Raw genomic sequence first — 26,688 nt, 5'->3', positions numbered from 1 at the left:
ACCATGACCAATACTTTAGCTTTTCTGAATACCTGGCACGATGAGCTGCCGGGGTTCTATAGCGAATTAACCCCCACGCCGCTGAAAAACGCCCGGCTGCTTTATCACAGCCAGCCGCTGGCAGACGATCTGGGGATTAACGCCTCGTTTTTTGCTGCACCACAGCAGGGGATCTGGAGTGGCGAAACGCTGCTGCCCGGCATGCAGCCGCTCGCCCAAGTTTATAGCGGGCACCAGTTCGGCGTCTGGGCAGGGCAACTGGGGGACGGGCGCGGTATTTTACTGGGAGAGCAGCAGCTGGCGGACGGGCGCAAGGTTGACTGGCATCTCAAAGGCGCAGGCTTGACGCCGTACTCTCGCATGGGTGATGGCCGGGCCGTGCTGCGCTCCACTGTTCGCGAATTTCTCGCCAGCGAAGCCATGCATGCTTTAGGCATTCCGACCACGCGAGCGTTAACTATAGTCACCAGCGATACGCCGGTACAGCGTGAAACGGTTGAGCAGGGGGCAATGCTGCTGCGGGTGTCCGAAAGCCATCTGCGTTTTGGGCATTTTGAGCATTTCTACTATCGCCGCGAGCCGGAAAAAGTTCAGCAGCTTGCCGATTACGCCATTCGTCACCACTGGCCGCATCTGCAGGGGCTTGAAGAACGCTATGAGCTGTGGTTTACCGACGTGGTGGCGCGTACCGCCGCGCTCATTGCCAGCTGGCAAACGGTGGGCTTTGCCCACGGGGTAATGAACACCGACAACATGTCGATTCTTGGCCTGACCATGGACTACGGCCCGTATGGCTTCCTCGACGACTATCAGCCTGAATTTATCTGTAACCATTCCGACTACCAGGGCCGGTATGCCTTCGACAACCAGCCGGCGGTAGGGCTGTGGAACCTGCAGCGCCTGGCGCAGACGCTGTCGCCGTTTATTACTGCCGAGAAGCTGAACGCGATTCTGGATGGCTACCAGCCGGCAATTATGCGTGCTTTTGGCCAACGGATGCGCGCCAAACTGGGGCTTTTCACCGAACAGCAGGCCGATAACCTAATCCTGAGTGAGCTCTTCGCCCTGATGAGCAAAGAAGGCAGCGATTACACGCGTACCTTCCGGATGCTGAGCGTGACGGAGCAGCTCAGCGCGGCGTCGCCGCTGCGGGATGAATTTATCGACAGGGCAAGTTTTGATGCCTGGTTTGGGCGCTATCGTGAGCGGCTTCAGGCGGAGCAGGTGAGTGATGCCGAACGCCAGCAGAAAATGCAGGCGGTGAACCCGGCGCTGGTCTTACGCAACTGGCTGGCACAGCGGGCAATCGAAGCTGCCGAAAAGGGTGATACTCGTGAACTGGCTAAACTCCACGAGGCGCTGCTCCAGCCGTTCTCCGATCGTGAGGACGATATGACGCAGCGCCCACCTGACTGGGGAAAACGGCTGGAAGTCAGCTGTTCAAGCTGATCACTGGCGCAGGCCTACCTGAGGAACCGGGTGTTCCGGATGTCGGAACACCCGCAGATCGGCCTGATACCAGCGCTGCAACGTTTGCTCTTCCAGCACTTCATCAGGCGTTCCATCTGCCACCAGCCTGCCTTTATGTAACAGCACGATACGATCGGCCCAGAGTGCCGCCAGATTTAAATCGTGCAGCACAACGCAGACCGATAACGTCCCCATTTGCGCCAGGCGACGCAGCAGGCGCAGCACATGCTGCTGGTGGTAGAGATCCAGCGCCGACGTAGGCTCGTCCAGAAACAGCCAGCCGTGAGGCTGCCCGTCGCACCAAAGCTGCGCCAGCGACCGGGCAAGCTGCACCCGCTGTTGCTCGCCGCCTGACAGACGACAAAAATCTCTGCCGCTCAGAGAGTCGCACCCGGTCAGCGCCATGACTTCCGCCACGACGCCGGCCGTTGACGCCTGCGGCCACGGCGCACGGCCCATAGCGATCACGTCTTCTACCGTCCAGCTAAACGCCATGCTGCTTTGCTGGCGCATCACCGCGCGTTTGCGGGACAGCGCTTCGTTGGACCACTGATTCAAATCCTGGCCTGCCAGCGCAACGTGCCCGCTGTCAGGCTGTTGAAACCCGGTTAACAGCCGCAACAGCGTGGATTTGCCCGCGCCGTTTGGGCCAATCAGCGCCACAACTTCACCCGGCTTCAGGCTGACATTGACGTTATCAATCAGATAACGGTGGCCCAGCTTCAGCGAAATATCGTGCGTGGACAAAACTTCATTCATCTCGCGCTCTCCTTGCTGCGAAAGATCATCGCCAGGAACCAGGGGCCGCCTATCAGGCTGGTCAACAGGCCTACAGGCATTTCTGCTGGCGCGACAATCGTTCTCGCCAGCGTATCGGCCACCAACAGCAGCATGGCACCGGCCAGCACGGAGCCGGGCACCAGCCAGCGATGATCGGACCCAAGCCACATGCGCACCAGATGCGGAACCACCAGACCAACGAAGCCGATCACGCCGCTGATGGCTACCGCCGCAGCAACCAACAATGCGCTCAGGATCAGCAAATGCCGCTGGGTTGTTTTGACATCCACGCCCAGGTAATGCGCTTCCTCATCACCAAGCTGGAGCAAATTCAGGCGCTTTGAAAGCAGCCAGATGCCCAGGCTTGCAGGAAGAATAAGCGACGCGGTGGCGAGCAGCGTGGACCATTGTGCCTGGCCCAGGCTCCCCATGCCCCACAGAGAAAGCTGGCGCAGCTGAGTGTCGTTGCTTATCCACGACAGCACGCCAACCGCTGCGCCGCACAGCGCATTGATGGCGATGCCCACCAGCAGCAGGCGAGACAAACTGTTGGTGCCTTTCCGGCTAAGCAGGAAAATCGCCAGCGTCACCGCCAGGCTGCCTACAAACGCTGCCAGCATAGGGGCATAAAGCGCCAAAACCGCCGGCAGAGCCAGCGGCATAACAATCGACAGCCCCACCGCCAGCGCGGCCCCGCTGCTGATCCCAAGCAGGCCCGGATCGGCAAGCGGGTTACGGAACAACCCCTGCATCACGCAGCCCGACAGCGCCAGCGCGCCGCCGATCAGCGCCGCCAGCAGCACCCTCGGCAGACGGATGTTGAGCCAGATGTCACGCAGCGTGTCGTCATGCGTCTGCCACAGCACGGCCACAGACAGCCGCATGGCGCCGAGGTTAGCGGCAATAAGTGCCATTGCCAGCAAAACCAGCCCCATCAAACACAGGGCATGGTGAGGCAAAGGTCGGCGTATCACGGCAGTTGCTCCGCTTTTTTGCGCAGGGCGAGGATCGTCTGCGGGGTATCAATGCCAAAGCCGAGCAGCGCCATGTCATCGACGACCATCAGCTGTTTATTTTTCCCGGCTGGCGTTTGCGCAAGCCCTGGCAATGCCCAGACTTTGGCTTCTCCGCCGAGGGTTTTCACCCCATCAGTGGTGACCAGGATCAGGTCAGGTTTGCTGGCGATCACGCCTTCCTGAGACAGCGGCTGGTAGCGCTTGAAGCCCTGCATGGCATTGTCCAGTCCGGCGGCGTGAATCGCGGCATCCGCGGCGGTTTCCTGCCCGGCAGCCATGGCGGTCATGCCGCCGTGGCTCATAATGAACAGCACTTTTTTGCCCAGCGGTTTGGCCGGGATCGCCGCTAGCTGGTCGTGAAGCGTTTTGCGCAGCTTGTTGCCTTCGGCTGTTTTACCCAGCGCGGTAGCCACGGCAGCCACTTTGGCATCAATGCTCTCGAGGTTATTTTCCGCCGGAACGGTAACCACTTTCACTTTGCTGGCCTCAACCTGCTTCAGCGCCATGGATGGCTGAGCCTGAGCGCTGGCCAGTACCAGCGTCGGGCGCATGGCTAGAATACCCTCGGCATTAAGCTGGCGCAGGTAGCCCACATCCGGCAGTTTTTTCACGGCATCGGGATGAAGGCTCGTGCTATCACGAGCCACCACATCCTGACCCGCACCCAGAGCCCAGGCAATCTCGGTGACGTCGCCACCGATGGTTACCACGCGCTCGGCCGCACCTGCCATCAATGGCAGGGCGAGGATGGCGAGCAGCAGGCGTTTCATGCCGCTAACCCTTTGCCGATCAGGGCTTCAATTTGCAGACGCCACTGCTCCTGCTCCGGCTGGCCTTCAGTACGCTGGCCGTACAGCTGGGCAATTTGCGTGCCGTCGGCGGCAAACAGCTCGAGGCTGGTCACGTGGCCGTCGGCGGTTGGTTTGCGGGTTACCCAGCTTTCGGCGATGGTGTCGCCCATCAGGTGCAGGGTGAATTCCGGGTTGAACACGTTGACCCAGTTTTCCATCGGGACCACTTTGCGGATTTCACCGGTGAAGATCTGCACGCAGCCGCGGTTGCCGACGAAAATCATGATCTCGTTGCCGTCTTCTTTCGCCTGGTTCAGCAGTTGGGACAGCGCTTCGTTATCTACGCGACAGGCCAGATCGTCTTTCACCAAGCGGAAAGCCTGCTGGCGAGTCAGCTGATGGCGTTTAAGCAGCTGGAAGAACTGGTGTACATCCGTCATCGCGCGCCATTCTGCGTCCACCTTGTCGGCCTCGACCGTAGGCGTCATTACCGCTTCTTCAACGGCTTTGATCGCCAGCGCCGGGTTGTCGGTGCGGATGAAGCGGGTCAGCACCTGGCTCCAGGCTTCAACATCGGTGTTGTCGGTGGTGTATACCTTCAGCAGCGCATCACCCTGATGGTCAAAGAATTGAATGCTCTGGCGTTCGCCGCGAGCGGTCTCTTCCCGGACGTGGAACACGCTCGCCCACTGGTTCAGGAACAAACGCAGATCCAGCGCACGAGGATTCAGTACCAGCCCGGCGTGGCCGTTAAGGTGCTGGTTCTCAAAGCGGCCTACCTGTTCGTGAACGGCATATTCGTTGCGGCAGATGCACTTTGTTTCCCCCACGGCTTCCAGCGCGGCGAAGATCTCTTTCACATCGCCATTCAGGCGCCATGCGTCGTGCCCGACGCGGGCATGGGTCAGTTCCGCCTCGCTGATGTGCATCAGTTTGGCGATATCCCGGGCATATTTTTTCGGGTGTTCTTGCTTAAGCTGGATCCAGCTGTCGTAACGCTGACTCATGAATAACTCCTTTACCATTGATAGCTCACGAAAATTTTACCGTTACGGCCATCCTGCGGGAGACCCTGCGGTGACCAGTACTCTTTATCGAAGGCGTTGCCAAACACCAGCGTGGTGGTTAAACCGCGCAGCTGCTGCTGCCCTTTGTAGCTGACATAAAAATCGCTGACCGCATAGCCCGGCTGCTGTGCATAGGAGCTGCTGATATGGGTGGAACGCTCGGCGAAGGTGCCGACCCAGCCCACGGAGAAGCCGCTGTGTGACACAGGGATGTCCAGGGTGGTGGTGACGGTGTCCGGGTTCAGGCTGGAGATGTACTCGCCGGTATCTTCATCTTTACCGCGGGTACGGTTATAGGCGGTATCCAGGCTGAACAGATCGGCGGTGTACTTCGCGTTGACGTCCCAGCCCCAAATTTTTGCTTTTGGCACGTTGTAGGACATGGTGGTCGCTTTGGCGAAGTCCACGGTGGTAGAGATGTAATCTTTCGCTTTGGTGTCGAAGTAGCTGGCTTTGAATTCCAGGCCGTCGTTAGCCATTGCCAGATTGTCGAAGCGCAGACCGAAGCCGTATTCCTGCGTTTCGTTGGTTTCCGGGCGCAGGTTCGGGTTTGGTACCCAATAGTTGGTGTAGCGAGTGCCGATAGAGAAGTGCTTGGAGTCGTTGTACATCTCGCCCATGGTCGGCGCACGGAACGCCTGCGCATAGGAACCAAACAGCATCAGCCAGTCGGTTGGGGTGACAGAAACCGCCCCGCGTGATGACCACTTGTCGGCATCGACGTCTTTATAGCCCTGACTGCTGCCGCTGTAGTTGTCATAACGCGTCCCGGCCAGGATAGAAATCGGCAGGTCGCGCAGGGTGATTTCATCCTGCAGCCAGCCGGAACCAAAGTTGATTTTCGCCTGTGGGAAACCGGTCGTCAGGCCACCAGGAGCCTGCTCCTGACGATAATATTCGCTGCCGTAGGTCAGCAGGTTAGCCGCGAAGCTGTCGCTAAACAGACGGCTGCGGTTTTCGAGCTTACCGCCTTTGGTCGTCTGTTTACGGAATTCACTCCCCTGATTAGGGGTTTCGGCGTTGATACGAGCTTCGGACCAGTAGGCCGTCGCGGTCGCGTTCAGCCAGTCGTTATCCTGCGGATTGAGGTGGTATTTCAGCTGCGCGTCGCGCTGAATGGTGGAGCGATTGGTCATCGGGTTGCTGGAGGCTGAGGCATCCGGCGTCTGCGGGTTTTTCGGTTCCTGCGCGTTGTTATTGTAGTAGCGCAGGGAGCCGGACAGCGACTGAGCCGAATCGATATACCAGGTGCCTTTGGTCAGCAGGTTGCCGATGTTTTCGTCATTAGGCGCGGTTTCACCGTTGCTCTGGCGCAGGTTACCGCGATCGCGGCTGGACCAGGCGACGACGCCGTCCAGGTTATCGGTACGGCCAAAGGCACTGGCACCCATGCCGATGCTGTGGTCGCCGGTACCGCCGGTGCCGAAGACGCGGAAGCCGCTGTTTTGCCCGTCAAATAGCAGATCGGCGGCGTCTGCGGTTTCATAGGAAATAACACCGCCCAGCGCGCCGCTGCCGTACAGCAGAGCCGCCGGGCCACGTACCACTTCAATACGCTTAATCAGCGCGGGATCGAGGAACGTACTGTTCAGGTGGCCGGTGTCGGTGCCCTGACGAATGCCGTCTACCAGGGTAAGTACGCCACGGCGGTCGTAACCGCGCATGTTGATGTCCTGGCCGTTGGTGCGCCCGGTGCCGTCGATGGTGATCCCCGGAACTTTGCGCAGCATGTCAGCGGCGGACGTGGACGTCTGGCTCTCTGGCGAATTTGCATCGATAACGCTCACCATCATTGGGGCTTCGAAAGTGCTGCGTTGGTTACCGGTGGCAACCACGGTCATTTGATCGTCTTTTGCGAAAGCGGGCAGGGCGGTAAATACGGCTAACGTGAGTACAGACAGACGAAAACCTGCTGTGTTGGTGCAAGGCATAGCGCAACTCTCCTAAGGAATATCGAAAGCGCTGGCTGCCTGGGTATGACCTGGGTGGCTGGCTAATTTCCCCGTTTGGGTGTGGGGAACGGTTTGTTTAATTTATTTGGTCAGGATCAGCTTCCCGGCCTGAGTCTGGCGTAACAGATATTGCTGTCCTTCATGGACGATAACAACACGGCCATCGGCACCGAGCAGCGTTTTGCTGTCAACCTGGCGAGGTTCTGTCGCGGGCTGTGGGCGGGCGGGGGTGAATGGTTTGTCCATACGCTTCACTCTGTTTACAAATGACAATCAGTGTAACAATGAGAATCATTATCAGAAAAAGCCGAATCAGCAGCAAGCATTATTTGTAAGAATTGTGTGAATCAGGGAATTTCTTTGCGGGCGAGTTGTCGCGAGGCGTAATGCTATGATATCCGGCGGGTTATCAAGTGCCCGCCGGTGGAGACTATCAGAAGCGTCGGTCAGTGGCCTGCGCCAGCATCGCGACCAGCGTTTCCGTATCTTCCCAGTTAAGGCAAGGATCGGTGATCGACTGCCCGTAAGTCAGGGGCTGGCCAGCAACGATTTGCTGCGTCCCTTCTTTCAGGAAGCTTTCCGCCATGATCCCGGCAATCGCCCGCGAGCCGTTGCGAATTTGCGTGCAAACATCTTCGCAAACATCCAACTGACGGCGGTGCTGCTTCTGGCAGTTACCGTGGCTGAAATCAATCACCAGATGTTCAGGCAAGTCAAACGCGCTCAGCGTGTCGCAGGCGGCGGCAATGTCTTCTGCGTGATAATTCGGCTGCTTGCCGCCGCGCATAATAATATGGCCGTAAGGGTTGCCGCTGGTCTGGTAAATCGTCATCTGCCCCTGTTTATCCGGGGAGAGGAACATATGGCTGGCACGCGCGGCACGGATGGCATCCACCGCAATGCGGGTATTGCCATCTGTACCATTTTTAAAGCCAACCGGACAGGAGAGTGCGGACGCCATTTCACGGTGGATCTGGCTTTCGGTCGTGCGCGCGCCAATGGCGCCCCAGCTAATCAGGTCGGCGATATACTGCCCGGTCACCATATCCAGAAATTCGGTCGCGGTAGGGACACCCAGCTCGTTGACCTGCAGCAGCAGGCGGCGCGCCTGTTCGAGGCCGTAATTAATGCGGTAGCTGCCGTTCAGATCAGGATCGGAAATTAACCCTTTCCAGCCGACGACGGTGCGGGGTTTTTCGAAGTAGGTACGCATCACGATCTCAAGACGATCCTGATGTTTTTCACGCAGCGTTTTGAGGCGGCGAGCATAGTCCATCGCGGCGTCAAGATCGTGGATCGAGCAGGGGCCGACGATAACCAGCAGGCGCTTATCTTCACCGGTGAGGATCTTTTCGATCCGGCGGCGGGCGGCGGTGACGTGCTGGGCAACCTCGGCGGAAACCGGGAAGCGCTCGGTTAACTCAGCCGGCGTCACCAGGCTGTCGATGCGCGCGGTTCGCAATTCATCTGTTTTGTTCATTGGGTGTCTCAGAAATTTTGTCTTCTCTGCGGCAGATTTACCGGGAAGTGATGGGGATCACAATAAACCAAAGCTGACCGATTTCAACATCCGGCCGGCTTTGGCGAAAGGATTGCCCCACCGCAGTCTGTACACCCTAGCATACACGCTCGATCTTTTGTACTAGTTTCTTAGTACATGCGGCGATTCAGTCCCATAATGTCGAGAATTTTGGTCGCCATCTCTTCAACAGAATAGTTGGTGCTGTTGAGGTAGCGGATCTGATTTTTACGGAACAGAGCTTCCACTTCGGCGACCTCCAGACGGCACTGGCGGAGAGAAGCATAGCGGCTGTTTTCACGCCGTTCTTCACGAATGGCGGCCAGGCGTTCAGGGTTAATGGTCAGGCCAAAAAGCTTGTGCTGCAGCGGTTTAAGCACGGCCGGGAGCTGAATGTTGTCCATGTCATCGGCAATAAAAGGGTAGTTCGCGGCGCGAATGCCAAACTGCATCGCGAGGTACAGGCTGGTCGGCGTTTTTCCACAGCGGGATACGCCCAGCAAAATGACCTGCGCCTGATCGAGATTGCGCATCGAAATCCCGTCGTCGTGCGCCAGCGTGTAATCAATGGCGGCAATACGGGCGTCGTATTTCGTCAGGTTACCGGGGTTAAGGCCGTGCGTTCGGTGGGCGACGGGAGTCGGGTCGAGTTTTAGCTCCTGCTGCAGCGGCGCAACCAGCGTTTGCACGATGTCCTGACAGAAACCTTCGCTCTGCATAATGATGTCGCGGATATTGGGCAGCACGATGGAATAAAACACCAGCGGACGCACCCCGGTTTGTTGGTAAATAGCGTCAATCTGCTCTTTTACCGCTTTTGCGCGGCTTTCATTTTCAACAAACGGCAGCGTAATACTGTTGATAGATACCGGGAATTGTGACATGACCGCGTGACCAAGTACCTCTGCGGTAATCGCGGTGCCATCGGAAATACAAAATACCTGACGATCGACTAAATTATCCATTTTTATTCCTGAGCGGGGAACCGGTTTCCCTAAAGCATAAAGTAAAACAAGGGATTCCGAGTAGCGCTAATCTTAATTTAAAAAGTGAAATAGCGTTTTTAAATTTAATAAACCATCTTAAATATATTCAAATCAATACTATACCCATCTAAATTGTGAGGATTATATGATAATCAATGGTTTATGAAATGAGCGGATCTATCCGAAAACGTCATATTTTATTTTGCTTGAACGATTCACTGGTTTCATTCCCCCCTAAGAGTATGCAAAGCTAAATACGAAGTCTGGTGTTTCTTGTACCCATTCATTTAAAAAAGGATTGTTTCGATGTCCAATAACGGCTCGTCACCGCTGGTGCTTTGGTATAACCAACTTGGCATGAATGATGTAGACAGGGTCGGAGGCAAAAATGCCTCCCTGGGTGAAATGATTACCAATCTTTCGGGTATGGGCGTTTCCGTCCCGAACGGTTTTGCGACCACCGCCGAGGCGTTTAACCTGTTTCTCGACCAGAGCGGCGTGAACCAGCGTATCTACGAGCTGCTGGATAAAACCGACATTGACGATGTGAGCGAACTGGCAAAAGCCGGGGCGCAGATTCGCCAGTGGATTATTGACACGCCTTTCCAGCCTGAGCTGGAGCATGCCATTCGTGAAGCGTACCAAACGCTCTCCTCCGATGATGCCGAGGCCTCTTTTGCGGTGCGTTCTTCGGCCACTGCGGAAGACATGCCGGACGCTTCCTTTGCCGGGCAACAAGAAACTTTCCTCAACGTGCAGGGCTATGATGCCGTGCTGGTGGCGGTGAAACACGTTTTCGCCTCGCTGTTTAACGACCGTGCAATCTCCTACCGCGTGCATCAGGGCTACGACCACCGCGGCGTGGCGCTCTCCGCTGGCGTTCAGCGTATGGTGCGCTCCGACCTCGCTTCTTCCGGGGTGATGTTCTCCATTGATACCGAATCCGGTTTCGATCAGGTGGTGTTTATTACCGCCGCGTGGGGCCTGGGTGAAATGGTTGTGCAGGGCGCCGTAAACCCGGATGAATTCTACGTGCACAAGCCAACGCTTGAGGCGGGTAATCCGGCCATCGTTCGCCGCACCATGGGTTCGAAAAAAATTCGCATGGTCTACGCTCCAACGCAGGAACACGGCAAGCAGGTGCGGATTGAAGACGTGCCGGAAGCCGATCGCGACCGCTTCTGTATTACCCAGGAAGAGATTCAGGAACTGGCTAAGCAGGCGGTACAAATCGAAAAACATTATGGCCGCCCGATGGACATCGAGTGGGCTAAAGACGGCCATACCGGCAAGCTGTTCATCGTTCAGGCTCGCCCGGAAACCGTGCGTTCTCAGGGCCAGGTGATGGAACGCTACCAGCTGCACGCGCAGGGGCAGATCGTGGCGGAAGGCCGCGCGATTGGTCACCGCATCGGCGCGGGTCCGGTAAAAGTGATCCACGACATCAGCGAAATGAACCGCATCCAGCCGGGCGACGTGCTGGTCACCGACATGACCGACCCGGACTGGGAACCGATCATGAAAAAAGCGGCGGCGATTGTCACCAACCGCGGTGGGCGTACCTGCCACGCGGCCATCATCGCACGTGAGCTTGGTATTCCAGCCGTTGTGGGCTGTGGCGATGCCACCGAGCGCATGAAAGACGGCCAGAACGTGACCGTTTCCTGCGCCGAAGGCGACACCGGCTACGTTTACGCGGAGATCCTCGACTTCACCGTGAAAAGCTCCACGGTTGATGCCATGCCGGATCTGCCGCTGAAGATCATGATGAACGTTGGCAACCCGGATCGTGCGTTTGACTTCGCCTGCCTGCCGAACGAAGGCGTTGGCCTGGCGCGTCTGGAATTTATCATCAACCGCATGATTGGCGTGCACCCGCGCGCGCTGCTGGAGTTCGACCAGCAGGAGCCCGCGCTGCAGGCGGAAATCCGCACGATGATGAAAGGTTATGACGATCCGGTTGAGTTCTACGTGGGTCGCCTGACCGAAGGGATCGCGACTTTAGGTGCGGCGTTCTGGCCGAAGCGCGTGATTGTGCGTCTGTCTGACTTCAAATCTAACGAATACGCCAACCTGGTGGGCGGCGAGCGTTATGAGCCGGAAGAAGAGAACCCAATGCTGGGCTTCCGTGGGGCAGGTCGCTACGTGGCAGACAGCTTCCGCGACTGCTTCGCGCTGGAATGCGCGGCCATGAAGCGCGTGCGTAATGAAATGGGCCTGACCAACGTCGAAGTGATGGTACCGTTTGTGCGTACCGTTGCCCAGGCAAAAGCGGTGGTTGAGGAGCTGGAACGTCAGGGCCTGAAGCGCGGTGAGAACGGGCTGAAGATCATCATGATGTGCGAGATCCCGTCCAACGCCCTGCTGGCGGACGAGTTCCTGCAATACTTTGACGGCTTCTCCATTGGCTCGAACGATATGACGCAGCTTGCGCTGGGCCTGGATCGCGACTCTGGTGTGGTGTCTGAACTGTTTGACGAGCGTAACGACGCGGTGAAAGCGCTGCTGTCGATGGCGATTAAAGCGGCGAAGAAACAGGGTAAATACGTCGGGATCTGTGGGCAGGGGCCGTCCGATCACGAAGACTTTGCCGCCTGGCTGATGGAAGAGGGGATTGACAGCCTGTCCCTGAACCCGGACACCGTGGTGCAAACCTGGCTCAGCCTTGCTGAACTGAATAAGTAACGTTCAACCCTTCTCTGCAATAAAGAGAGGGGATCCGGCCCGGAGCCTGCCTGCCTTATGCGGGGTAGGCCACCGGGCCGACACTTATCCCCGCTTAATCAATTCCTTCATGCCGGTAATAATGGCCTCGCACCAGGCGGCGTAATCATGCCCGCTCGACCAGGGGTTAAAGCTCACCTCGTAGCCCTTTTCACGCAGCACGGCTTCAAGCTGTTGCGTATTACGGTAAATACCGCCGTCTGCGCCTTTGCTTTCGAAGCGTCCCGCCTGCAGCCAAAATCGCACCGGCAGGCGCGGGGATGCCTGATACTGCCGGGTAAGCCAGCCCGGCGCTTCGCCCTCGGGTGCCCACCAGTAAGAGCCGGACAAACTCAGCACGTTGCCAAACGCTTCGGGATGGCGAAGCGCCACCCAGGACGATGCCAGGCCGCCGTAGCTGGAGCCTGCCACGATGGTTTTTTGTGCCGGGGTGGTGATGCCCTGGCGGTGCAGCCACGGCACTAACTCTTCGGCCATAAAATCAGCGAAATTAGGATTGGGCGGCAGCTCTTTTTCACGTCGTTCGCCGTCCAGGCTGTCGATAAACACGGCGTTAACCGGCGGCAGGGCATGACGGGCTATCAGGCCGTCCAGCACATTGGCGAGATGATAACGGTCCTGGTACATACGGCCATCGAACAGCATTAGCGTCCAGCGGGCGGGCTGCCCCCCGCGTGGCCGATAGACGGTCACTTCCCGCCGGTTAGCCAGCTTTTTGCTTTCTACCTGATAGCGAACAAGGGAGCCCTGCCGAATCGGCTCGGCGGTTGCCTGCGGGGTAAAATAGCGGTGGGTGGTCAGGTCCAAAAGCGAGAAACGATTCCAGCGGTCGCCTTTGCCTGCGGGGCTGAATTGCGGGTTAAGCGGGTCAGTCTGGGCCGACACCAGAATCGCCCGGCGCTGGTCGCGCGCGGTGCCTTCCACAAGGGGAACGTCGGGGGCAAGTTTGTACTGCATTAGCGTATCAGCCGGTACCACATAGCTGCGATACCAGACGTCGGACTGCCCGAGGCGGAACATCGGGTCATGGTCACCGGCCGGTGAACCGAGCACGAACACGTTGCCCTGTGCGCCTCGCCACAGGAACGTCACGCGTTTACGGCTGGCATCGATGGGCTCGACCAGCGGCGTGCCCTGCTCGCGCCTTTCCTGCCAGAAGGCTTCCGTACTTGCGCCATGGCTCAGAGCCTGCTCAAGCGCCAGCAGTGTCGGGCTTTCCGGGGATTGTTCGTCGTTACGCTTGAGCGGCACGGTTTCACGGATCTGCCAGCGAAACAGCCAGCGCCGGCCGGGTTCACCGCGAAGCACCAGCGTAGAAGGCTGGCCGACGGGCAGGGCGAAAAGCGGATTGTGCTGGCCATCCACCGGCCCGTTTTCCACCAGCGAACGCCAGAGTCTGCCTTTGCTGTCCACCAGGCTGGCGTCGGTCACGCCGCTCAACCGGACGTTGGCGTAATTTTCACCCAGCGCCGGAAGGCCAAAGCAGATTTCGCCGCTGGCGTCGAACTTCCCATCCTGCTCACCCTGGCTGCCGGTAAAAGTACAGGTCGCGGCCACCGCCGACGCTGAACAAAGCCCCAACATTAATGCGCTCCACGCGGCTCTCATCGTGTTTATCATTCCTGATAAAAAAGTGCGTACACGCTAATGCAAATGAGATTGATTTGCAATAACATTGCGAGTCGTTGCGTTTTACGACAAAACGTAACAGGAGAGAAAGGCGAACTTAATTCACCTAATCACATGGGATGTTACGGTCATGCACTTTAAAAATAATAAGGTAACCTGCGGCCTTTGGCTGATGGGATTCAGTGCCCTGGGGATGGGAAACGGCGTTCAGGCGCAGGAGCGGCAGGGCAGCGAGGAAACTCTGGTTGTCACCGGCTCCGTTAGCGAGGATCCTTCTGCGCCGCTGAAGGGGATGGTGGCTACCAAAACGCTGTCTGCAACGAAAACCGCGGCTGATTTGCTCCAAACGCCGCAGTCGGTTTCGGTGATTACCCGCGACCAAATGAACGCGCAGGATGTTACCTCCGTGTCGCAGGCTTTGCGCTATTCGGCCGGGGTGCTGACGGAGTATCGGGGCAGTTCGAACCGCAACGATGAGGTGTTTGTGCGCGGCTTCAGCTATGTCCCAAAATATCTTGACGGACTGAGCTATGGCGCAACAGCGTCTTCCCAGACCGGGACGTTTGACCCGTGGCTGCTTGAGCGCGTGGAGCTGGTGCGCGGCCCGGCATCCGTGTTGTTCGGCCAGGTGAACCCCGGCGGGCTTATCAGCATGACCAGCAAGCGGCCGACAAGGGAAGCGATACATGAAGTGCAGTTCCGCTCAGGCAACCAGCATCTGGCCGAGGGGGCTTTTGATTTTGGCGGCTCGCTAAGCGACGATAATCGGGTGCTTTATCGCCTGAACGGCATCGCACGCACGCAGCACAGCCAGGTGGCCGATTACAAAGAGCAGCGCCTGGCGATTGCGCCGGCGCTGACCTGGTATCCCAACGAGCAGACGCGTTTTACTTTACTGACCAGCTACCAGAAAGACCCGAAGGCGGGCTATCGTAACTTCCTGCCTGCCGCAGGCCTGGTGACGGAAACCACGGCGGGGTATATCCCGCTGGACTTTAACGTTAGCGATCCCAATTACGACCAGTCGTGGCGCGAGCAAACGATGGTGGGCTATGAGTTCGAGCACAGCTTCAACGATATCTTCACCTTCCGCCAGAACGCCCGTTACGCCAGTATCAAACAGAAGTACCGTTACCTCGTGTATTCCACCTCAAAAAGCGAGACGCTACTTTCGCGCCGTGCGCAGCGAGAAACGCGTGATACCGATGAGTTTGGCGTGGATAACCAGCTTGAAGCGCAGTTTGATACCGGCGCGCTGGGGCATACGCTGTTAGGCGGCCTGGATTACAAGTCTAACCATGACCGGCAGCAGCTCAGCCGCGGTACCGGGGCGAAATACGATCTGTACTGGCCGAATCCGGTATATGGCCTCAATGTGGACGAAAGCACCTTCAGCGCGGTGAACGACGATCAGCAGAATCTCGACCAGACGGGCGTGTACCTGCAGGATCAGCTCAGCTGGAACAACTGGCAACTGCTGCTTTCCGGGCGTTATGATTGGGCCGAAGTGCGCACGACGGACAGGTTAAAAAGTAAAACGACGCAGCAGAATGACAGCAAGTTCACCTGGCGTACGGGGCTGCTTTACGCCTTTGATTTTGGCCTGTCGCCGTATATCAGCTACAGCACCTCGTTTGAGCCCAATCTGCAGACCAACCGTGCGCCAGGCGCTGCGCCGTTCGACCCAAGCCTGGGCAAGCAGACCGAAGTGGGCCTGAAGTATCAGCCGCTGAAAGAGACCTTCATGACGCTGGCGCTGTTCGATCTCCGCCAGACAAACGTTGGGACCTACAACAGCGCGCTGGGTTGGTTTGAAAACGCCGGTGAAATCCGTTCTAAAGGGCTGGAGGCGGAGGTGCATTCCACGCTGTTTAACAGCCTCAACCTGATAGGCTCTTACACCTGGACGGATGCGGAAACCGTGAGCACCACCGTGGCGGGCACCGAAGGAAAAACGCCCGCGCGTGTTCCAACACATATGGCCTCGGCGTGGGGCAGTTACACTATTCCTGAAGGCCTGCTGAAAAACCTGACGGCAGGTGTCGGGGTTCGCTACATCGGGACCAGCTATGGCGATGCGAAAAATACCTTTAAAGTGGCGGCCGTGGATCTCTATGACGCCATGCTGCGTTACGAGCTGGGAGAAGTGAGCCCTGATTTAAAAGGGGCCGCCCTGCAGTTCAACGTCAATAATCTGTCGGACACAAAATACGTGGCGTCCTGCGCGTCGGATTCAGCCTGTTTCTACGGCATTGGCCGTACCTTAACCGCCACCGTCAGCTATCGCTGGTAAGGAGAACTTTTGCGCTATCTGCTTATGGCGCTTATCGCACTCGCTGCTCCCTCGGGGGCAGCGGTCATCGAGGATAAGCCCTACACGCTGGCGAATACGCTGGTACACAGTCTGCATTCGCCGGAAAACGGTGAGTATAAAATTATGGTTTCCTGGCCTGAAGGCGAAGCGCCGTCAGAAGGCTGGCCGGTGATTTACCTTCTGGACGGTGAGTCCGTCTTCCCCGGCGCGGTGTCGCTGATGCAGCGCCTGACCTGTGAGCGTTGCCCGTTGACGCCGGGCGTGGTGGTGGCGATTGACTACCCGGAAAACAGCCGCCGGGAGCGGGATTATCGACCTGCGGTAGAAAAAGTGGTGCTGGAGCCGAACCCGGCAGGGGGCACTTATCCGCCTGGCGCCCCCGGCGAGGCGCAGAAATTCTGGCGGTTTATCGACGCTGAACTCCGGCCCTGGGTCGAAAAGCAGTGGAAAATCAATCCGCAGCGGCAGGCGCTTTTTGGGCACTCCTATGGCGGCCTGTTCACCACCTGGCTGTTTATGACCTCACCGGGCGCTTTCCAGCATTATTACGCCTCAAGCCCATCGGTATGGTGGAACGACCGCTATCTGCTGCGAATGGCGCAAAACTGGCGGCCTGATAAGGGAAATGCTCAGCTATCGCTCTCCGTGGGAAGTTATGAACAGTCGCTGCAGCCGCAGGAGGCCAGGCTGTCGGAAGAGAAGCGCGCCACGCTATTAAAACATCGTGGGCAGCGAGCGATGGTAGACGGGAACCGCGAAATGGCTAATGCCCTGATAGCTAACGCCCCGACCCGGGTTGATTTTACGCTGGTAGAAGGGCAGAGCCACCTGACCGTTGCCCCGTTGGTTCTGCATGGGGCGCTTATCAATCACTTTGCGAAATCAGAATAAAAAAAAGCCCATCATCAAGATGGGCAAAGACTACACACAGCAATTCGTTGTTTCACTCAGGGGATTTCGATGTTTATAAATCAACGTGTTGATTCATAACCGTGAGTTAAATAGTAGGCATCTCACTAAGTGGCGTCACTCAGATTCGTCTCAATCGTTAACAGAAGGTAAATAACTTGAGGCAGCATAGCCCGGAATGGGGGCTTCAATGGCCGGAATAGCGAAGGGAAAATGCGTTATTGATTAGATTTATTAACCATTTGCGTTAAGTCACTGCTTTAGGCGCAAGTTATTCTGTCGTTAAAAAAGTTTCTGTGGAGATGTAGAGGATGTGAACGGAAACTTAGCTGTTGTCGCATAGAGGGTTTGAGCGAACAGGAACTCCTCAAACCCTCCGCATCTTTATTTCTTCACATTCAGCGTCTGCTGCTCCTCAAGCAGTTCGACCACCTCTTGTGGATCGTCCTGTGGGGCAGGCGCCTCGTGCATCCAGACCGAAATCAGGCGATAAGAAACCGCCAGCAGCACCGGGCCGATAAACAGGCCAATCATCCCGAAGGCAATCAAGCCGCCGATCACGCCGGAAAGAATCAGAATCATCGGCAAGTCCGCGCCCATGCGAATAAGCACCGGGCGAATCACGTTATCCATGGTGCCAACGACACAACTCCATACCAGCAGCACCGTCCCCCAGGTGGTATCGCCGCTCCAGTACAGCCAGATAATGGCGGGCACCAGAATCACCAGCGGGCCAAGCTGAATCAGGCAGCTAAGCACCATCAGCACCGTAAGCAGCGCGGCGTAAGGAATGCCGGACACCGCCAGGCCAATACCGCCCAGTACACCCTGTGCTAGCGCGGTGACAACCACGCCCAGCGCTACGGCGCGAATCGCCTGGCCGGCCAGCAGTACGGCGGCATCACCGCGTTTGTCCGCGAGGCGGAAGGCGAAATGACGAATGCCGTTCCCCAGCGTCTCACCTTTGGCATACAGCAGCACGCTGAACAGCAGCATCAGGCCGAGATGCACAAGCAGAGTACCTATGTGTACGGCCTGACCAAGGAACCAACTGGTCGTCGTGCCGATATAGGGTCGGACCTTTTCCATAATCGCACTGCCGCCGCTGCTCACCAGCGTGTTCCAGCCGCTGTAAAGTTTATCGCCAATAAGTGGGACGCTGTGCAGCCATTCGAAGGCGGGCAGCGCCATGTGCCCTTTGGTCGCCCAGTTAATCACCGGGCCGCTGTTGTCCACCAGACTGTTCACTAACATCGCGACCGGGATGACAAACAGCATCAGCAGGAGCAGCGTCATCACCAGCACCGCAAGGGAGCGTTTGCCCCACAGCAGATTTTGCAATTTGATGAGCAGCGGCCAGGTCGCAATGACGATGGTTCCGGCCCAGGCGAAGCCCAAAACAAACGGGCGGACAATCCACAGACAGGCAAGAATCATCACCGAAATAAACAGCACGGACAGCAGGATCTGCAGCAGATCCTTTGGCTGACTGACTTTGATCATAGGAAGAATCACCTCAATAAAATGCACCCGCGCTAAATTCGCATGGCGATAATTTAATGATGATGTATTTCCTCGATTTTTGACAGGTGCATTTCGCATCGCGTTATCTGAAATAACAGCCGCAAATCGCGATGGAATATGATAAAAACAAAACAGACACGCAAACGATAACTCTTACTAAGCAACACAGGGTCGACCCGTCAATGATCCCACAAATTTCTCAGGCACCTGGCGTCGTTCAGCTGGTGCTCAGCTATTTAGCATCACTGGAGCAACAGGGCTTTACCGGCGATACCGCCACTAGCTACGCAGACCGCCTGACCATGGCGACCGACAACAGTATTTACCAACTGCTGCCGGATGCGGTGCTTTTCCCTCGTTCAACCGCCGACGTCACGCTGATTACCCGCGTGGCCTCCGAAGAGCGCTTTAAATCCCTGGTGTTTACCCCGCGCGGCGGCGGCACCGGCACCAACGGGCAGTCGCTGAACGGCGGCATCGTGGTGGACATGTCCCGCTACATGAATCGCATTATCGAAATCAACCCGGAACAAGGTTGGGTGCGGGTCGAAGCCGGCGTGATTAAAGACCAGCTCAACCAGTTCCTGAAGCCGCACGGCTACTTCTTTGCCCCGGAATTGTCGACCAGTAACCGTGCCACGCTGGGAGGAATGATTAATACCGATGCCTCCGGGCAGGGATCGCTGGTGTACGGTAAAACCTCCGATCATGTGCTGGGCGTGCGCGCCGTGCTGATGGACGGTGAAATTCTGGACACGCACCAGATGGCAACCGGGCTTGCCGAAGAGCTGGGCCGCGAAGAGACATCGAGCGGTAAAATCTACCGCACCGTGCTTGAACGCTGCCGCGAGCAGCGTGAGCTGATTATCGATAAATTCCCCAAACTAAACCGCTTTCTTACCGGCTATGACCTGCGCCACGTCTTTAATGACGATCTAAGCAAGTTCGATTTAACCCGCATTCTTACCGGCTCCGAGGGGACGCTGGCCTTTATCACCGAGGCGAAGCTGGATATCACCCGCTTGCCGAAAGTGCGCCGGCTGGTGAACGTCAAGTATGACTCCTTCGATTCAGCCCTGCGTAACGCGCCCTTTATGGTGGATGCTCGGGCGCTGTCGGTGGAAACCGTCGATTCCAAAGTCCTGAACCTGGCGCGGGAAGATATCGTCTGGCACTCGGTCAGCGAATTGATCACCGACGTGCCGAACAAAGAGATGCTCGGGCTGAACATCGTTGAATTTGCCGGGGACGACCAGGCACTGATCGACGGCCAGGTCACTGAGCTATGTGCTCGCCTCGATGCGCTAATAGCCGCAGGCGAGGGCGGGGTGATTGGCTGGCAGGTTTGTGACGAGCTGGCCGGTATCGAAAAAATCTACGGCATGCGGAAAAAAGCCGTTGGCCTGCTGGGGAACGCCAAAGGGCAGGCTAAACCGATTCCGTTTGCCGAAGACACCTGCGTGCCGCCGCAGCATCTGGCGGACTACATTGTTGAATTCCGCGCTCTGCTGGACAGCCACAACCTGAGCTACGGGATGTTTGGTCACGTTGATGCAGGCGTGTTGCACGTTCGCCCTGCGCTGGATATGTGCGATCCGCAGCAGGAAATGCTGATGAAAAGCATCTCCGACGACGTGGTGGCGCTGACGGCAAAATACGGCGGTCTGCTGTGGGGCGAACATGGCAAAGGGTTCCGCGCCGAGTACAGCCCGGCCTTCTTCGGTGAAACGCTGTATGAAGAACTGCGCCGGATTAAAGCCGTGTTTGACCCGGCTAACCGGCTGAACCCCGGGAAGATTTGCCCGCCGCTCGGCGTGGACGACCCGATGATGCAGGTCGATGCCGTTAAGCGCGGAACGTTTGACCGACAAATCCCGATTGCGGTACGCACCTCCTGGCGCGGCGCGATGGAGTGCAACGGCAATGGCCTGTGCTTTAACTTCGACGTGAAAAGCCCGATGTGCCCGTCGATGAAAATCTCCAGCAACCGTATCCACTCCCCGAAAGGGCGAGCCACGCTGACCCGTGAATGGCTGCGGCTGCTGGCCGAACGCGGCGTTGACCCGCTGCAGCTTGAGAAACAGCTGCCGGAGCAGCGCGCCAGCCTGCGAGGCCTTATCGAGCGTACCCGCAACTCGTGGCACGCCAGCAAGGGCGAGTACGATTTTTCCCACGAAGTGAAAGAGGCGATGTCCGGCTGCCTGGCCTGTAAAGCCTGCTCGACCCAATGCCCGATTAAAATCGACGTGCCGGAGTTCCGCTCTCGCTTCCTGCAGCTTTACCACACGCGCTATCTGCGCCCGCTGCGCGATCACGTTGTGGCCTCCGTGGAGAGCTACGCGCCGCTGATGGCGCGCGCGCCAAAAACCTTCAACTTCTTTATGAGCCAGCCGTGGGTCCAGAGTTTGTCCCGCAGGCACATCGGTATGGTTGACCTGCCTATGCTGTCCACGCCGACGCTGCAGCAGCAGTTGGTCGGGCACCGCTCAGCCAACGTCACGCTGGAAGAGCTGGAGCATTACTCAGATGAGCAGCGCGCCAAAACCGTGCTGGTGGTGCAGGACCCGTTCACCAGCTATTACGATGCTCAGGTGGTGGCTGATTTTATTAAGCTTGCAGATAAGCTAGGCTTTGAACCTGTGGTGCTGCCGTTCTCACCGAACGGTAAGGCTCAGCACATTAAAGGGTTCATGCAGCGTTTTGCGCGCACGGCGAGTAAAACGTCTGAGTTCCTGAACCGCATTGCGAAACTGGGTATGCCGATGGTCGGCGTCGATCCGGCGCTGGTCCTGTGCTACCGCGATGAATATAAACAGACATTAGGCGAAGAGCGCGGTGATTTTCAGGTGCAGCTGGTGCACGAATGGCTCCAGACTGCGCTGAAAGAACGGGAAGTGCAGGGCGCGGGAGGGGAAGCATGGTACCTCTTTGGCCACTGTACCGAAGTAACGGCGTTGCCGGCGACACCGAATCAGTGGGCCGGTATTTTTGCTCGTTTTGGCGCGAAGCTCGAGAGCGTGAGTGTTGGCTGCTGCGGCATGGCTGGCACTTACGGTCACGAGGTGAAGAATCTCGCCAATTCATTGGGCATCTATGAACTCTCCTGGCATCAGGCGATGCAGCGCCTGCCGCGCAACCGCTGTCTGGCAACCGGCTACTCCTGCCGCAGCCAGGTCAAGCGCGTTGAGGGCAACGGCGTACGGCATCCATTACAGGCTCTTCTGGAGATTATCGGATGATTTGGCGACGTGAAGCCACGCTTGCCGCGCTCAATAAAATGGGCGCGAACAATATGGTCGGCCATGTAGGCATTGAATTTACGCGTTTTGACGACAACGAAATTGAGGCCACCATGCCGGTGGATGAGCGCACCCGGCAGCCGTTTGGCCTGCTGCACGGTGGCGCGTCGGTGGTGCTGGCGGAAACGCTGGGTTCCGTAGCAGGCTACCTGTGCACCGAAGGCGACCAGAAGGTGGTTGGGCTGGAAGTGAACGCCAATCATATCCGCTCGGCGCGAGAAGGCGTGGTGCGCGGCGTTTGTCGCGCGGTGCACGCGGGGCGTCGTCATCAGGTGTGGCAAATTGATATCTACGATCAGCAAGACCAGCTGTGCTGTACCTCCCGCCTGACTACGGCGGTGGTGTAAAGCAACGGCTAAAATATTCCCACGTTCAGCCCTCGGGGACGTGGGATTGTTTTAATTTGTGATTATTTCTTTAAAAAACTATATATCCACCACCCATTTTGTTAAAAAACCTGCCTCATGATGTTTTCAGGCTTAAGGAAAAATGATGTGGATATTGCTGGCAGCCGCCTTACTGGTTTTACAATTTAATAAAAAAATTTCCCTCGGATTATTACTGGTGACCGTGGTATGGGGTGCCGTTGACGGTGTACTCGACTGGCGGGCACTGGCTTCACTGGCGGTAATGACCGCTCTTGCCGTCGCTTATTTAAAAGCCGCAAACAGAAAGCCCGTGCGCTATGTGCTTGAATTTTTGCTGGTCGCCGCCGCAGTAGCGCTGACCATCCATGTTATTCCCGGTTTCCATAATCCAAAGGTGCTGGACTCGGTGACCGCCGGGCCGCAAAGTGCGCCGTTTTCCATGTATTACAACTTCGACAAAGCGCTGGTGCCCTTTATTTTGCTGGTGATGATGAAGTCGCTGTTCGTCAGCGAGCCGAAATATCAGCCCGCTAAGCTCTGGTGGATCTTGCTGATTGCTTTGATCCCAGGGCTGTTGCTATTGGCGGTAGCTTTGGGTGGCTTAAAGATTGAACCTCATTTCCCGCAGTGGCTGCCGCCGTTCCTGTTCGCAAATATTTTCTTTGTTTCGCTGGCGGAGGAAGCGCTCTTCCGGGGGTATCTCCAGCAGCGTTTATCCGGCTTTATGCACCCGGTTGTGGCGCTGATTATTTCAGCCGCGATATTTGGCGGACTGCATTTCGCCGGTGGCCCGCTGCTGATTGTTTTTGCCGCACTGGCGGGGCTTATTTACGGCCTGGCGTGGATGTGGAGCGGGCGGCTGTGGGTTGCCGTGGCGTTTCATGTCGGGCTGAATATGACCCATTTATTGCTGTTTACCTATCCGGCGCTGCAGCATTCTGTGCACTAATTTTTTACGACATCGGAACCTGGCTCCGATGTCGTAAATCTCATCGCCTTAACAACCGAATAACCAGCCATGCGCTTCCCGCAATAGCACACAACAAGCCAAGTACAGGGAAAAATGGGATGCCAAACAGCGTCCAGTTCAACCCGAGCAGCCATGGAGCTATCGCGATTGTCAGGGCGGCTAAAACAAGGGCGAGCGCCAGAGTAGAGGCCGCTCGCTCCAGCGACTTTCCGAGCTGGTTAATATTCTCTACGTTAATGTCCGCGTGCAGCTTACCGTGACGAAGCCTTTGCATCACCAGACGTAGGGTCTGCGGCAGCGAATCACCTCCCTCAAGAAGCTGGTTGCCGAGTTTAAGCAGGCGTCTGCGGCTCCCGAGGCGGGTATAGCGTTTTAACAGCTCCTGCTTAATCTCCGGGCGAAGAATGCGAATAATGTCGAACTGCGGATCCATTCTCAGCAATACGCCGTCCGCGGTGATCAACGCCTTAAACAATAAAACCAAATCCGGCGGCAGCGCCAGCTGGAATTCCCGGATGGTGGAAAGCATATCGGTCAGCGCTTTTCCCAGCTGTAGCGGGAGATTGCCCTGTTTTTGCAGAAAATAGCTGGCTGCAAGTTCCAGTTCGGTAAGATCTACTGTCTCCTGGCCACTCCAGGCGATGAGGGCATCGACAATCCCGCTGGCGTCACGCTCGCTGATGGCATAAATCAGCGACAGCAGCTCGTCGCGTCGCGCCTGGCTCAGGCTTCCCACCATGCCGAAATCAATGAAGCCGACCCGGTTGCCCGTCAGGGCCATGACGTTGCCGGGATGCGGATCTGCGTGGTAAGTCCGCAGGTCAAAGAGCATATTGATAAACGCTGTCGCGCCTTTACGCGCCAACAAGGGGCCATCAAACCCGGCGGCGGCAAGCTGCTGGCCGTCAACCGGCGCTACGCCGGGCAAAAATGCCTGTACCATCAGCGTAGGGTGGCACCAGTCCCAATAAATCCTGGGGATGACGACGTCGTCGTTGTCGGCGAAAAACTGATAAATCTTTTCCCCGTTGGCTGCTTCATGGCAAAAATCCAGTTCCTGATTCAGGGCGTTTTCCAGATAACGCACCAGCATCACCGGCTGAAAGCGAGCCAGCCCCGCGCTCTGCTGCTCCAGACTTTCCGCGAGGTAACGGAGTAAACGCAGGTCGGCCTTGAGGGTTGTTTCAATCCCGGGGCGCTGAATTTTGACGATAACCTCGTCGCCATTTTTCAGCGTGGCCCGGTGAATTTGTGCTATCGAGCCACTGGCCAGCGGGGTTTCATCAAAGGTAGCGAAAACCTCCGCAGGCGAAGCCCCGAGCGTCGCTACAACGCCTGGTTCAAGCTGCGGCCAGGGCAGAGGGCTGGCGCTCGAATTCAACTGGCTAAGCGCTTCCGTCCATGCGGGGTCAAGCAGGTCGCTACGGGTTGAGAGGATTTGCCCGAGCTTAACGAACGTCGGGCCCAGTTCTTCCAGCGCCGCGCACAGGCGCTGCGGCATCGGTAAAGCATCGTGTTGGCTGCCGCCGCGAATTTTGTCATGCAGCGAGGCCAGGCCCAGCAAACGCACAATGTCCTGCAATCCATAGCGAAGGAAAACACCGATAATTTCCTGCAGCCTCACGCGATCGCGGGCGGTGACCATAATCATTTTCAGCATCAGGCTAAGCTCCTTTTTTCTTAACAGGAGGATAGTCGATAAATCGGAATATTTTCACGCCATTCTTATCTCAGGGCAGAGGGTTAGCCTGTCGCATACAGGCTGCGGGAAATTTGACGTTAAAGCGATGGAAGGTAATGAGAGTCATCAATAAAAGCTAACTGATCTTCATCTCATCTATTTATCTTGTTTTTTTTGGTATGTGTATGGTTTTCTCTTATTGCTAAATCTGATTTTTATTATCGATTTTTTACCACTTTTGCCCGAGGTGAATTCTGAAAGTCTGGTGGTTTTTGATGTGTTTGTTTATGTCAAATTTGTTATTTTTTTGTTTTTATTGTTTTAAAAACAACTGGTTAATTTTATTTTTTATGGATAGGAATATTCACTTCAGGCTATTTTTATCATTATTTCTGTGTTGCCTTGTTAATTCTATTTATGAATAATTTCTCCGCACAGTAATGGTTTTATTATAATAATGGAGTGATTTTAATGAATAATAAGTCTTTGTTGGCCTTTCTTGTTTCTGGATTATTAGTCACCCAGTCTGTCTCTGCTCTTGAATGGGGGGACTGGTCATCAGACGTGACTTCCAGTAACTCACATGCTGATGCTGATAAAACTAATGGAAATTTCGGTGATATTAAAAATAACGTTGATACCATTGATTCAGCGCTGAATGAAAGCATTCAAAAACAGCAGACAGTCAATGACCAACAAAAAATGCTCAACGATCGGCAGAATGCCACCAACGTCAAGCAGGCCGAGTGGAATGAGAACCAGAACAGCGTAAATAGCCAGCAGAATGCGGTGAATCAACAGCAGTCCACGGTTAATGCGAACCAGGCTAACGTCAACAATCAGCAGGGGGCCATTAATCAGACCCAGGCAAATCTGAACAATCAGCAGGGGGCCATTAATCAGACCCAGGCAAATCTGAACAATCAGCAGGGGGCCATTAATCAGACTCAGGCAAATCTGAACAATCAGCAGGGGGCCATTAACCAGTCTCAGGCAAATCTGAATACGCAGCAGAATACCATTAACCAGAGTCAGGCCAGGAGCAATGCTCAGTTCCAGGACTCCATCACCCAGCTTAATGGCGATCTTAACCATCTCGGTAACCGCGTGGATAAACTGGATCACAAAATGAAGCGTGGGTTTGCCTCCCAGGCGGCGCTCTCAGGGCTTTTCCAGCCCTACAGCGTTGGCAAATTCAACCTTTCTGGCTCGCTAGGCGGGTATGAATCTACCAGCGCGATGGCCATTGGTAGCGGGTATCGGTTCAATGAAAATGTCGCCGCAAAGGCCGGGATTTCAACCAATACCGAAGACTTCAAGGCCGTGACATACAATGCGGCAGTCAACTTTGAGTGGTAATGCAGCTCAACATAGCTAACTCAGTTCCCCTGGTTAACCTTATGCCCTGGTAACCAGGGGGCGGATTTTCCTGAACAGATACCTTAATCCCCCTGCGACCGCACCTCTTCTTGTTCCCGTAAAACTGAAAATTATTGGTACTTTGTCGGTGCCCTTTGGCATTCAGTGCGCTTCCAATCACATAAATAGATATTTTCTATACATCTTTTGTCTTGCCCGCTTCAGGCGTTTTTCATCTTTGATATTTCCTTTTACACCAGTAGCTTAAACAGCTCTTTTCGCCATCGGCAAGAGTTTCATGACGGTCTATCCTTAGTAAAGACGCCCAAA

Annotated in this window: 19 protein-coding genes and 1 other RNA gene; 8 read left to right on the top strand and 12 right to left on the bottom strand. The window is 56.3% G+C overall.

The annotated features are described in order from the left end of the window. Positions 1–3: 3 nt before the first annotated feature. Entirely contained in the window at positions 4–1,449 is a 1,446-nt protein-coding gene (selO, locus tag ACREYP_RS13280; protein WP_008456546.1) for a protein adenylyltransferase SelO, read from the top strand. Here the strand turns inward: selO and ACREYP_RS13275 are convergent, their stop codons facing one another. The 8 genes from ACREYP_RS13275 to ppsR form a co-directional block, all read right to left on the bottom strand. Continuing rightward, a complete protein-coding gene (locus ACREYP_RS13275; protein ID WP_008456544.1) occupies positions 1,450–2,229 on the bottom strand; it encodes a heme ABC transporter ATP-binding protein in 780 nt (259 codons plus the stop codon). Continuing rightward, positions 2,226–3,185: a FecCD family ABC transporter permease gene (locus ACREYP_RS13270; RefSeq protein ID WP_008456543.1), complete on the bottom strand. Its 960-nt coding sequence runs from the start codon at positions 3,183–3,185 to the stop codon at positions 2,226–2,228. The genes ACREYP_RS13275 and ACREYP_RS13270 overlap by 4 nt, the downstream gene beginning before the upstream one ends. Before the next feature lie 35 nt (positions 3,186–3,220). Further along, complete coding sequence (locus ACREYP_RS13265) at positions 3,221–4,036, bottom strand: heme/hemin ABC transporter substrate-binding protein (RefSeq protein ID WP_336817687.1); 816 nt, start codon at positions 4,034–4,036, stop codon at positions 3,221–3,223. After that, positions 4,033–5,064 (bottom strand): hemin-degrading factor, encoded by a 1,032-nt coding sequence (locus tag ACREYP_RS13260; protein WP_498880905.1) that lies wholly within the window; start codon positions 5,062–5,064, stop codon positions 4,033–4,035. The genes ACREYP_RS13265 and ACREYP_RS13260 overlap by 4 nt, the downstream gene beginning before the upstream one ends. Positions 5,065–5,075: 11 nt before the next feature. Beyond that, the gene (locus ACREYP_RS13255) at positions 5,076–7,055 is read right to left on the bottom strand and encodes a TonB-dependent receptor (protein WP_498880904.1); all 1,980 of its coding nucleotides are present in this window, start codon (positions 7,053–7,055) and stop codon (positions 5,076–5,078) included. A gap of 102 nt (positions 7,056–7,157) precedes the next feature. Beyond that, on the bottom strand, positions 7,158–7,322 hold the full coding sequence (gene hemP / locus ACREYP_RS13250; protein ID WP_008456537.1) for a hemin uptake protein HemP: 165 nt from the start codon (positions 7,320–7,322) through the stop codon (positions 7,158–7,160). A 187-nt stretch (positions 7,323–7,509) separates the two neighbouring features. Next, positions 7,510–8,556, bottom strand: coding sequence for a 3-deoxy-7-phosphoheptulonate synthase AroH (aroH, locus tag ACREYP_RS13245; protein ID WP_008456536.1), 1,047 nt, complete (start codon positions 8,554–8,556; stop codon positions 7,510–7,512). A 170-nt stretch (positions 8,557–8,726) separates the two neighbouring features. Continuing rightward, positions 8,727–9,560 (bottom strand): posphoenolpyruvate synthetase regulatory kinase/phosphorylase PpsR, encoded by an 834-nt coding sequence (gene ppsR, locus ACREYP_RS13240; protein WP_008456534.1) that lies wholly within the window; start codon positions 9,558–9,560, stop codon positions 8,727–8,729. Between the two features lie 327 nt (positions 9,561–9,887). Here ppsR and ppsA point away from each other — a divergent pair, with 327 nt between their 5' ends. Then, complete coding sequence (gene ppsA / locus ACREYP_RS13235; RefSeq protein ID WP_008456532.1) at positions 9,888–12,266, top strand: phosphoenolpyruvate synthase; 2,379 nt, start codon at positions 9,888–9,890, stop codon at positions 12,264–12,266. An 84-nt stretch (positions 12,267–12,350) separates the two neighbouring features. Here the strand turns inward: ppsA and ACREYP_RS13230 are convergent, their stop codons facing one another. Continuing rightward, a complete protein-coding gene (locus tag ACREYP_RS13230; protein WP_336817686.1) occupies positions 12,351–13,913 on the bottom strand; it encodes an alpha/beta hydrolase-fold protein in 1,563 nt (520 codons plus the stop codon). A gap of 151 nt (positions 13,914–14,064) precedes the next feature. Between ACREYP_RS13230 and ACREYP_RS13225 the strand changes: the two genes are divergently transcribed. After that, a complete protein-coding gene (locus ACREYP_RS13225) occupies positions 14,065–16,227 on the top strand; it encodes a TonB-dependent siderophore receptor (protein ID WP_008456530.1) in 2,163 nt (720 codons plus the stop codon). 9 nt (positions 16,228–16,236) lie between these two features. After that, positions 16,237–17,139, top strand: coding sequence for an alpha/beta hydrolase (locus ACREYP_RS13220; protein ID WP_166994081.1), 903 nt, complete (start codon positions 16,237–16,239; stop codon positions 17,137–17,139). On the opposite strand, the gene rprA is transcribed toward ACREYP_RS13220, so the two are convergent. Then, an RNA gene (gene rprA, locus ACREYP_RS13215) (antisense sRNA RprA) lies at positions 17,136–17,242 on the bottom strand. The two genes, ACREYP_RS13220 and rprA, sit on opposite strands and share 4 nt — an antisense overlap. Before the next feature lie 299 nt (positions 17,243–17,541). Beyond that, positions 17,542–18,660: an AI-2E family transporter YdiK gene (gene ydiK / locus ACREYP_RS13210; RefSeq protein WP_336817684.1), complete on the bottom strand. Its 1,119-nt coding sequence runs from the start codon at positions 18,658–18,660 to the stop codon at positions 17,542–17,544. Positions 18,661–18,863: 203 nt separating this feature from the next. Here ydiK and ydiJ point away from each other — a divergent pair, with 203 nt between their 5' ends. From ydiJ to ACREYP_RS13195, 3 genes are all read left to right on the top strand, one after another. Beyond that, entirely contained in the window at positions 18,864–21,920 is a 3,057-nt protein-coding gene (gene ydiJ / locus ACREYP_RS13205) for a D-2-hydroxyglutarate dehydrogenase YdiJ (RefSeq protein WP_336817683.1), read from the top strand. Next, entirely contained in the window at positions 21,917–22,327 is a 411-nt protein-coding gene (menI, locus tag ACREYP_RS13200; protein WP_008456522.1) for a 1,4-dihydroxy-2-naphthoyl-CoA hydrolase, read from the top strand. The genes ydiJ and menI overlap by 4 nt, the downstream gene beginning before the upstream one ends. Positions 22,328–22,472: 145 nt before the next feature. Further along, complete coding sequence (locus tag ACREYP_RS13195) at positions 22,473–23,297, top strand: CPBP family intramembrane glutamic endopeptidase (protein ID WP_336817896.1); 825 nt, start codon at positions 22,473–22,475, stop codon at positions 23,295–23,297. A 40-nt stretch (positions 23,298–23,337) separates the two neighbouring features. Here the strand turns inward: ACREYP_RS13195 and ACREYP_RS13190 are convergent, their stop codons facing one another. Next, positions 23,338–24,978, bottom strand: a complete 1,641-nt coding sequence (locus tag ACREYP_RS13190; RefSeq protein WP_336817682.1) for an ABC1 kinase family protein — start codon at positions 24,976–24,978, stop codon at positions 23,338–23,340. A 492-nt stretch (positions 24,979–25,470) separates the two neighbouring features. Here ACREYP_RS13190 and ACREYP_RS13185 point away from each other — a divergent pair, with 492 nt between their 5' ends. Further along, positions 25,471–26,358, top strand: a complete 888-nt coding sequence (locus ACREYP_RS13185; protein WP_336817681.1) for a YadA C-terminal domain-containing protein — start codon at positions 25,471–25,473, stop codon at positions 26,356–26,358. Positions 26,359–26,688: the final 330 nt, after the last annotated feature.

Source organism: Enterobacter sp. TMH.L2 (assembly GCF_050847315.1).
Lineage (GTDB): Bacteria > Pseudomonadota > Gammaproteobacteria > Enterobacterales > Enterobacteriaceae > Cedecea.
Note: the sequence above shows the minus strand (reverse complement) of the source record. Positions and strands in the feature narration are given on the sequence as shown.

Excerpts from the sequence above, each read along its gene's own strand:
- hemP (WP_008456537.1), bottom strand. The coding sequence starts at position 7,322 with ATGGACAAACCATTCACCCCCGCCCGCCCACAGCCCGCGACAGAACCT.
- ydiK (WP_336817684.1), bottom strand. The coding sequence starts at position 18,660 with ATGATCAAAGTCAGTCAGCCAAAGGATCTGCTGCAGATCCTGCTGTCC.
- ppsA (WP_008456532.1), top strand. The coding sequence starts at position 9,888 with ATGTCCAATAACGGCTCGTCACCGCTGGTGCTTTGGTATAACCAACTT.
- menI (WP_008456522.1), top strand. The coding sequence starts at position 21,917 with ATGATTTGGCGACGTGAAGCCACGCTTGCCGCGCTCAATAAAATGGGC.
- ydiJ (WP_336817683.1), top strand. The coding sequence starts at position 18,864 with ATGATCCCACAAATTTCTCAGGCACCTGGCGTCGTTCAGCTGGTGCTC.
- ACREYP_RS13230 (WP_336817686.1), bottom strand. The coding sequence starts at position 13,913 with ATGAGAGCCGCGTGGAGCGCATTAATGTTGGGGCTTTGTTCAGCGTCG.
- ACREYP_RS13260 (WP_498880905.1), bottom strand. The coding sequence starts at position 5,064 with ATGAGTCAGCGTTACGACAGCTGGATCCAGCTTAAGCAAGAACACCCG.
- ACREYP_RS13195 (WP_336817896.1), top strand. The coding sequence starts at position 22,473 with ATGTGGATATTGCTGGCAGCCGCCTTACTGGTTTTACAATTTAATAAA.
- ACREYP_RS13265 (WP_336817687.1), bottom strand. The coding sequence starts at position 4,036 with ATGAAACGCCTGCTGCTCGCCATCCTCGCCCTGCCATTGATGGCAGGT.
- selO (WP_008456546.1), top strand. The coding sequence starts at position 4 with ATGACCAATACTTTAGCTTTTCTGAATACCTGGCACGATGAGCTGCCG.
- ACREYP_RS13255 (WP_498880904.1), bottom strand. The coding sequence starts at position 7,055 with ATGCCTTGCACCAACACAGCAGGTTTTCGTCTGTCTGTACTCACGTTA.
- ACREYP_RS13190 (WP_336817682.1), bottom strand. The coding sequence starts at position 24,978 with ATGCTGAAAATGATTATGGTCACCGCCCGCGATCGCGTGAGGCTGCAG.
- ppsR (WP_008456534.1), bottom strand. The coding sequence starts at position 9,560 with ATGGATAATTTAGTCGATCGTCAGGTATTTTGTATTTCCGATGGCACC.
- ACREYP_RS13225 (WP_008456530.1), top strand. The coding sequence starts at position 14,065 with ATGCACTTTAAAAATAATAAGGTAACCTGCGGCCTTTGGCTGATGGGA.
- aroH (WP_008456536.1), bottom strand. The coding sequence starts at position 8,556 with ATGAACAAAACAGATGAATTGCGAACCGCGCGCATCGACAGCCTGGTG.
- ACREYP_RS13275 (WP_008456544.1), bottom strand. The coding sequence starts at position 2,229 with ATGAATGAAGTTTTGTCCACGCACGATATTTCGCTGAAGCTGGGCCAC.
- ACREYP_RS13270 (WP_008456543.1), bottom strand. The coding sequence starts at position 3,185 with ATGGGGCTGGTTTTGCTGGCAATGGCACTTATTGCCGCTAACCTCGGC.
- ACREYP_RS13185 (WP_336817681.1), top strand. The coding sequence starts at position 25,471 with ATGAATAATAAGTCTTTGTTGGCCTTTCTTGTTTCTGGATTATTAGTC.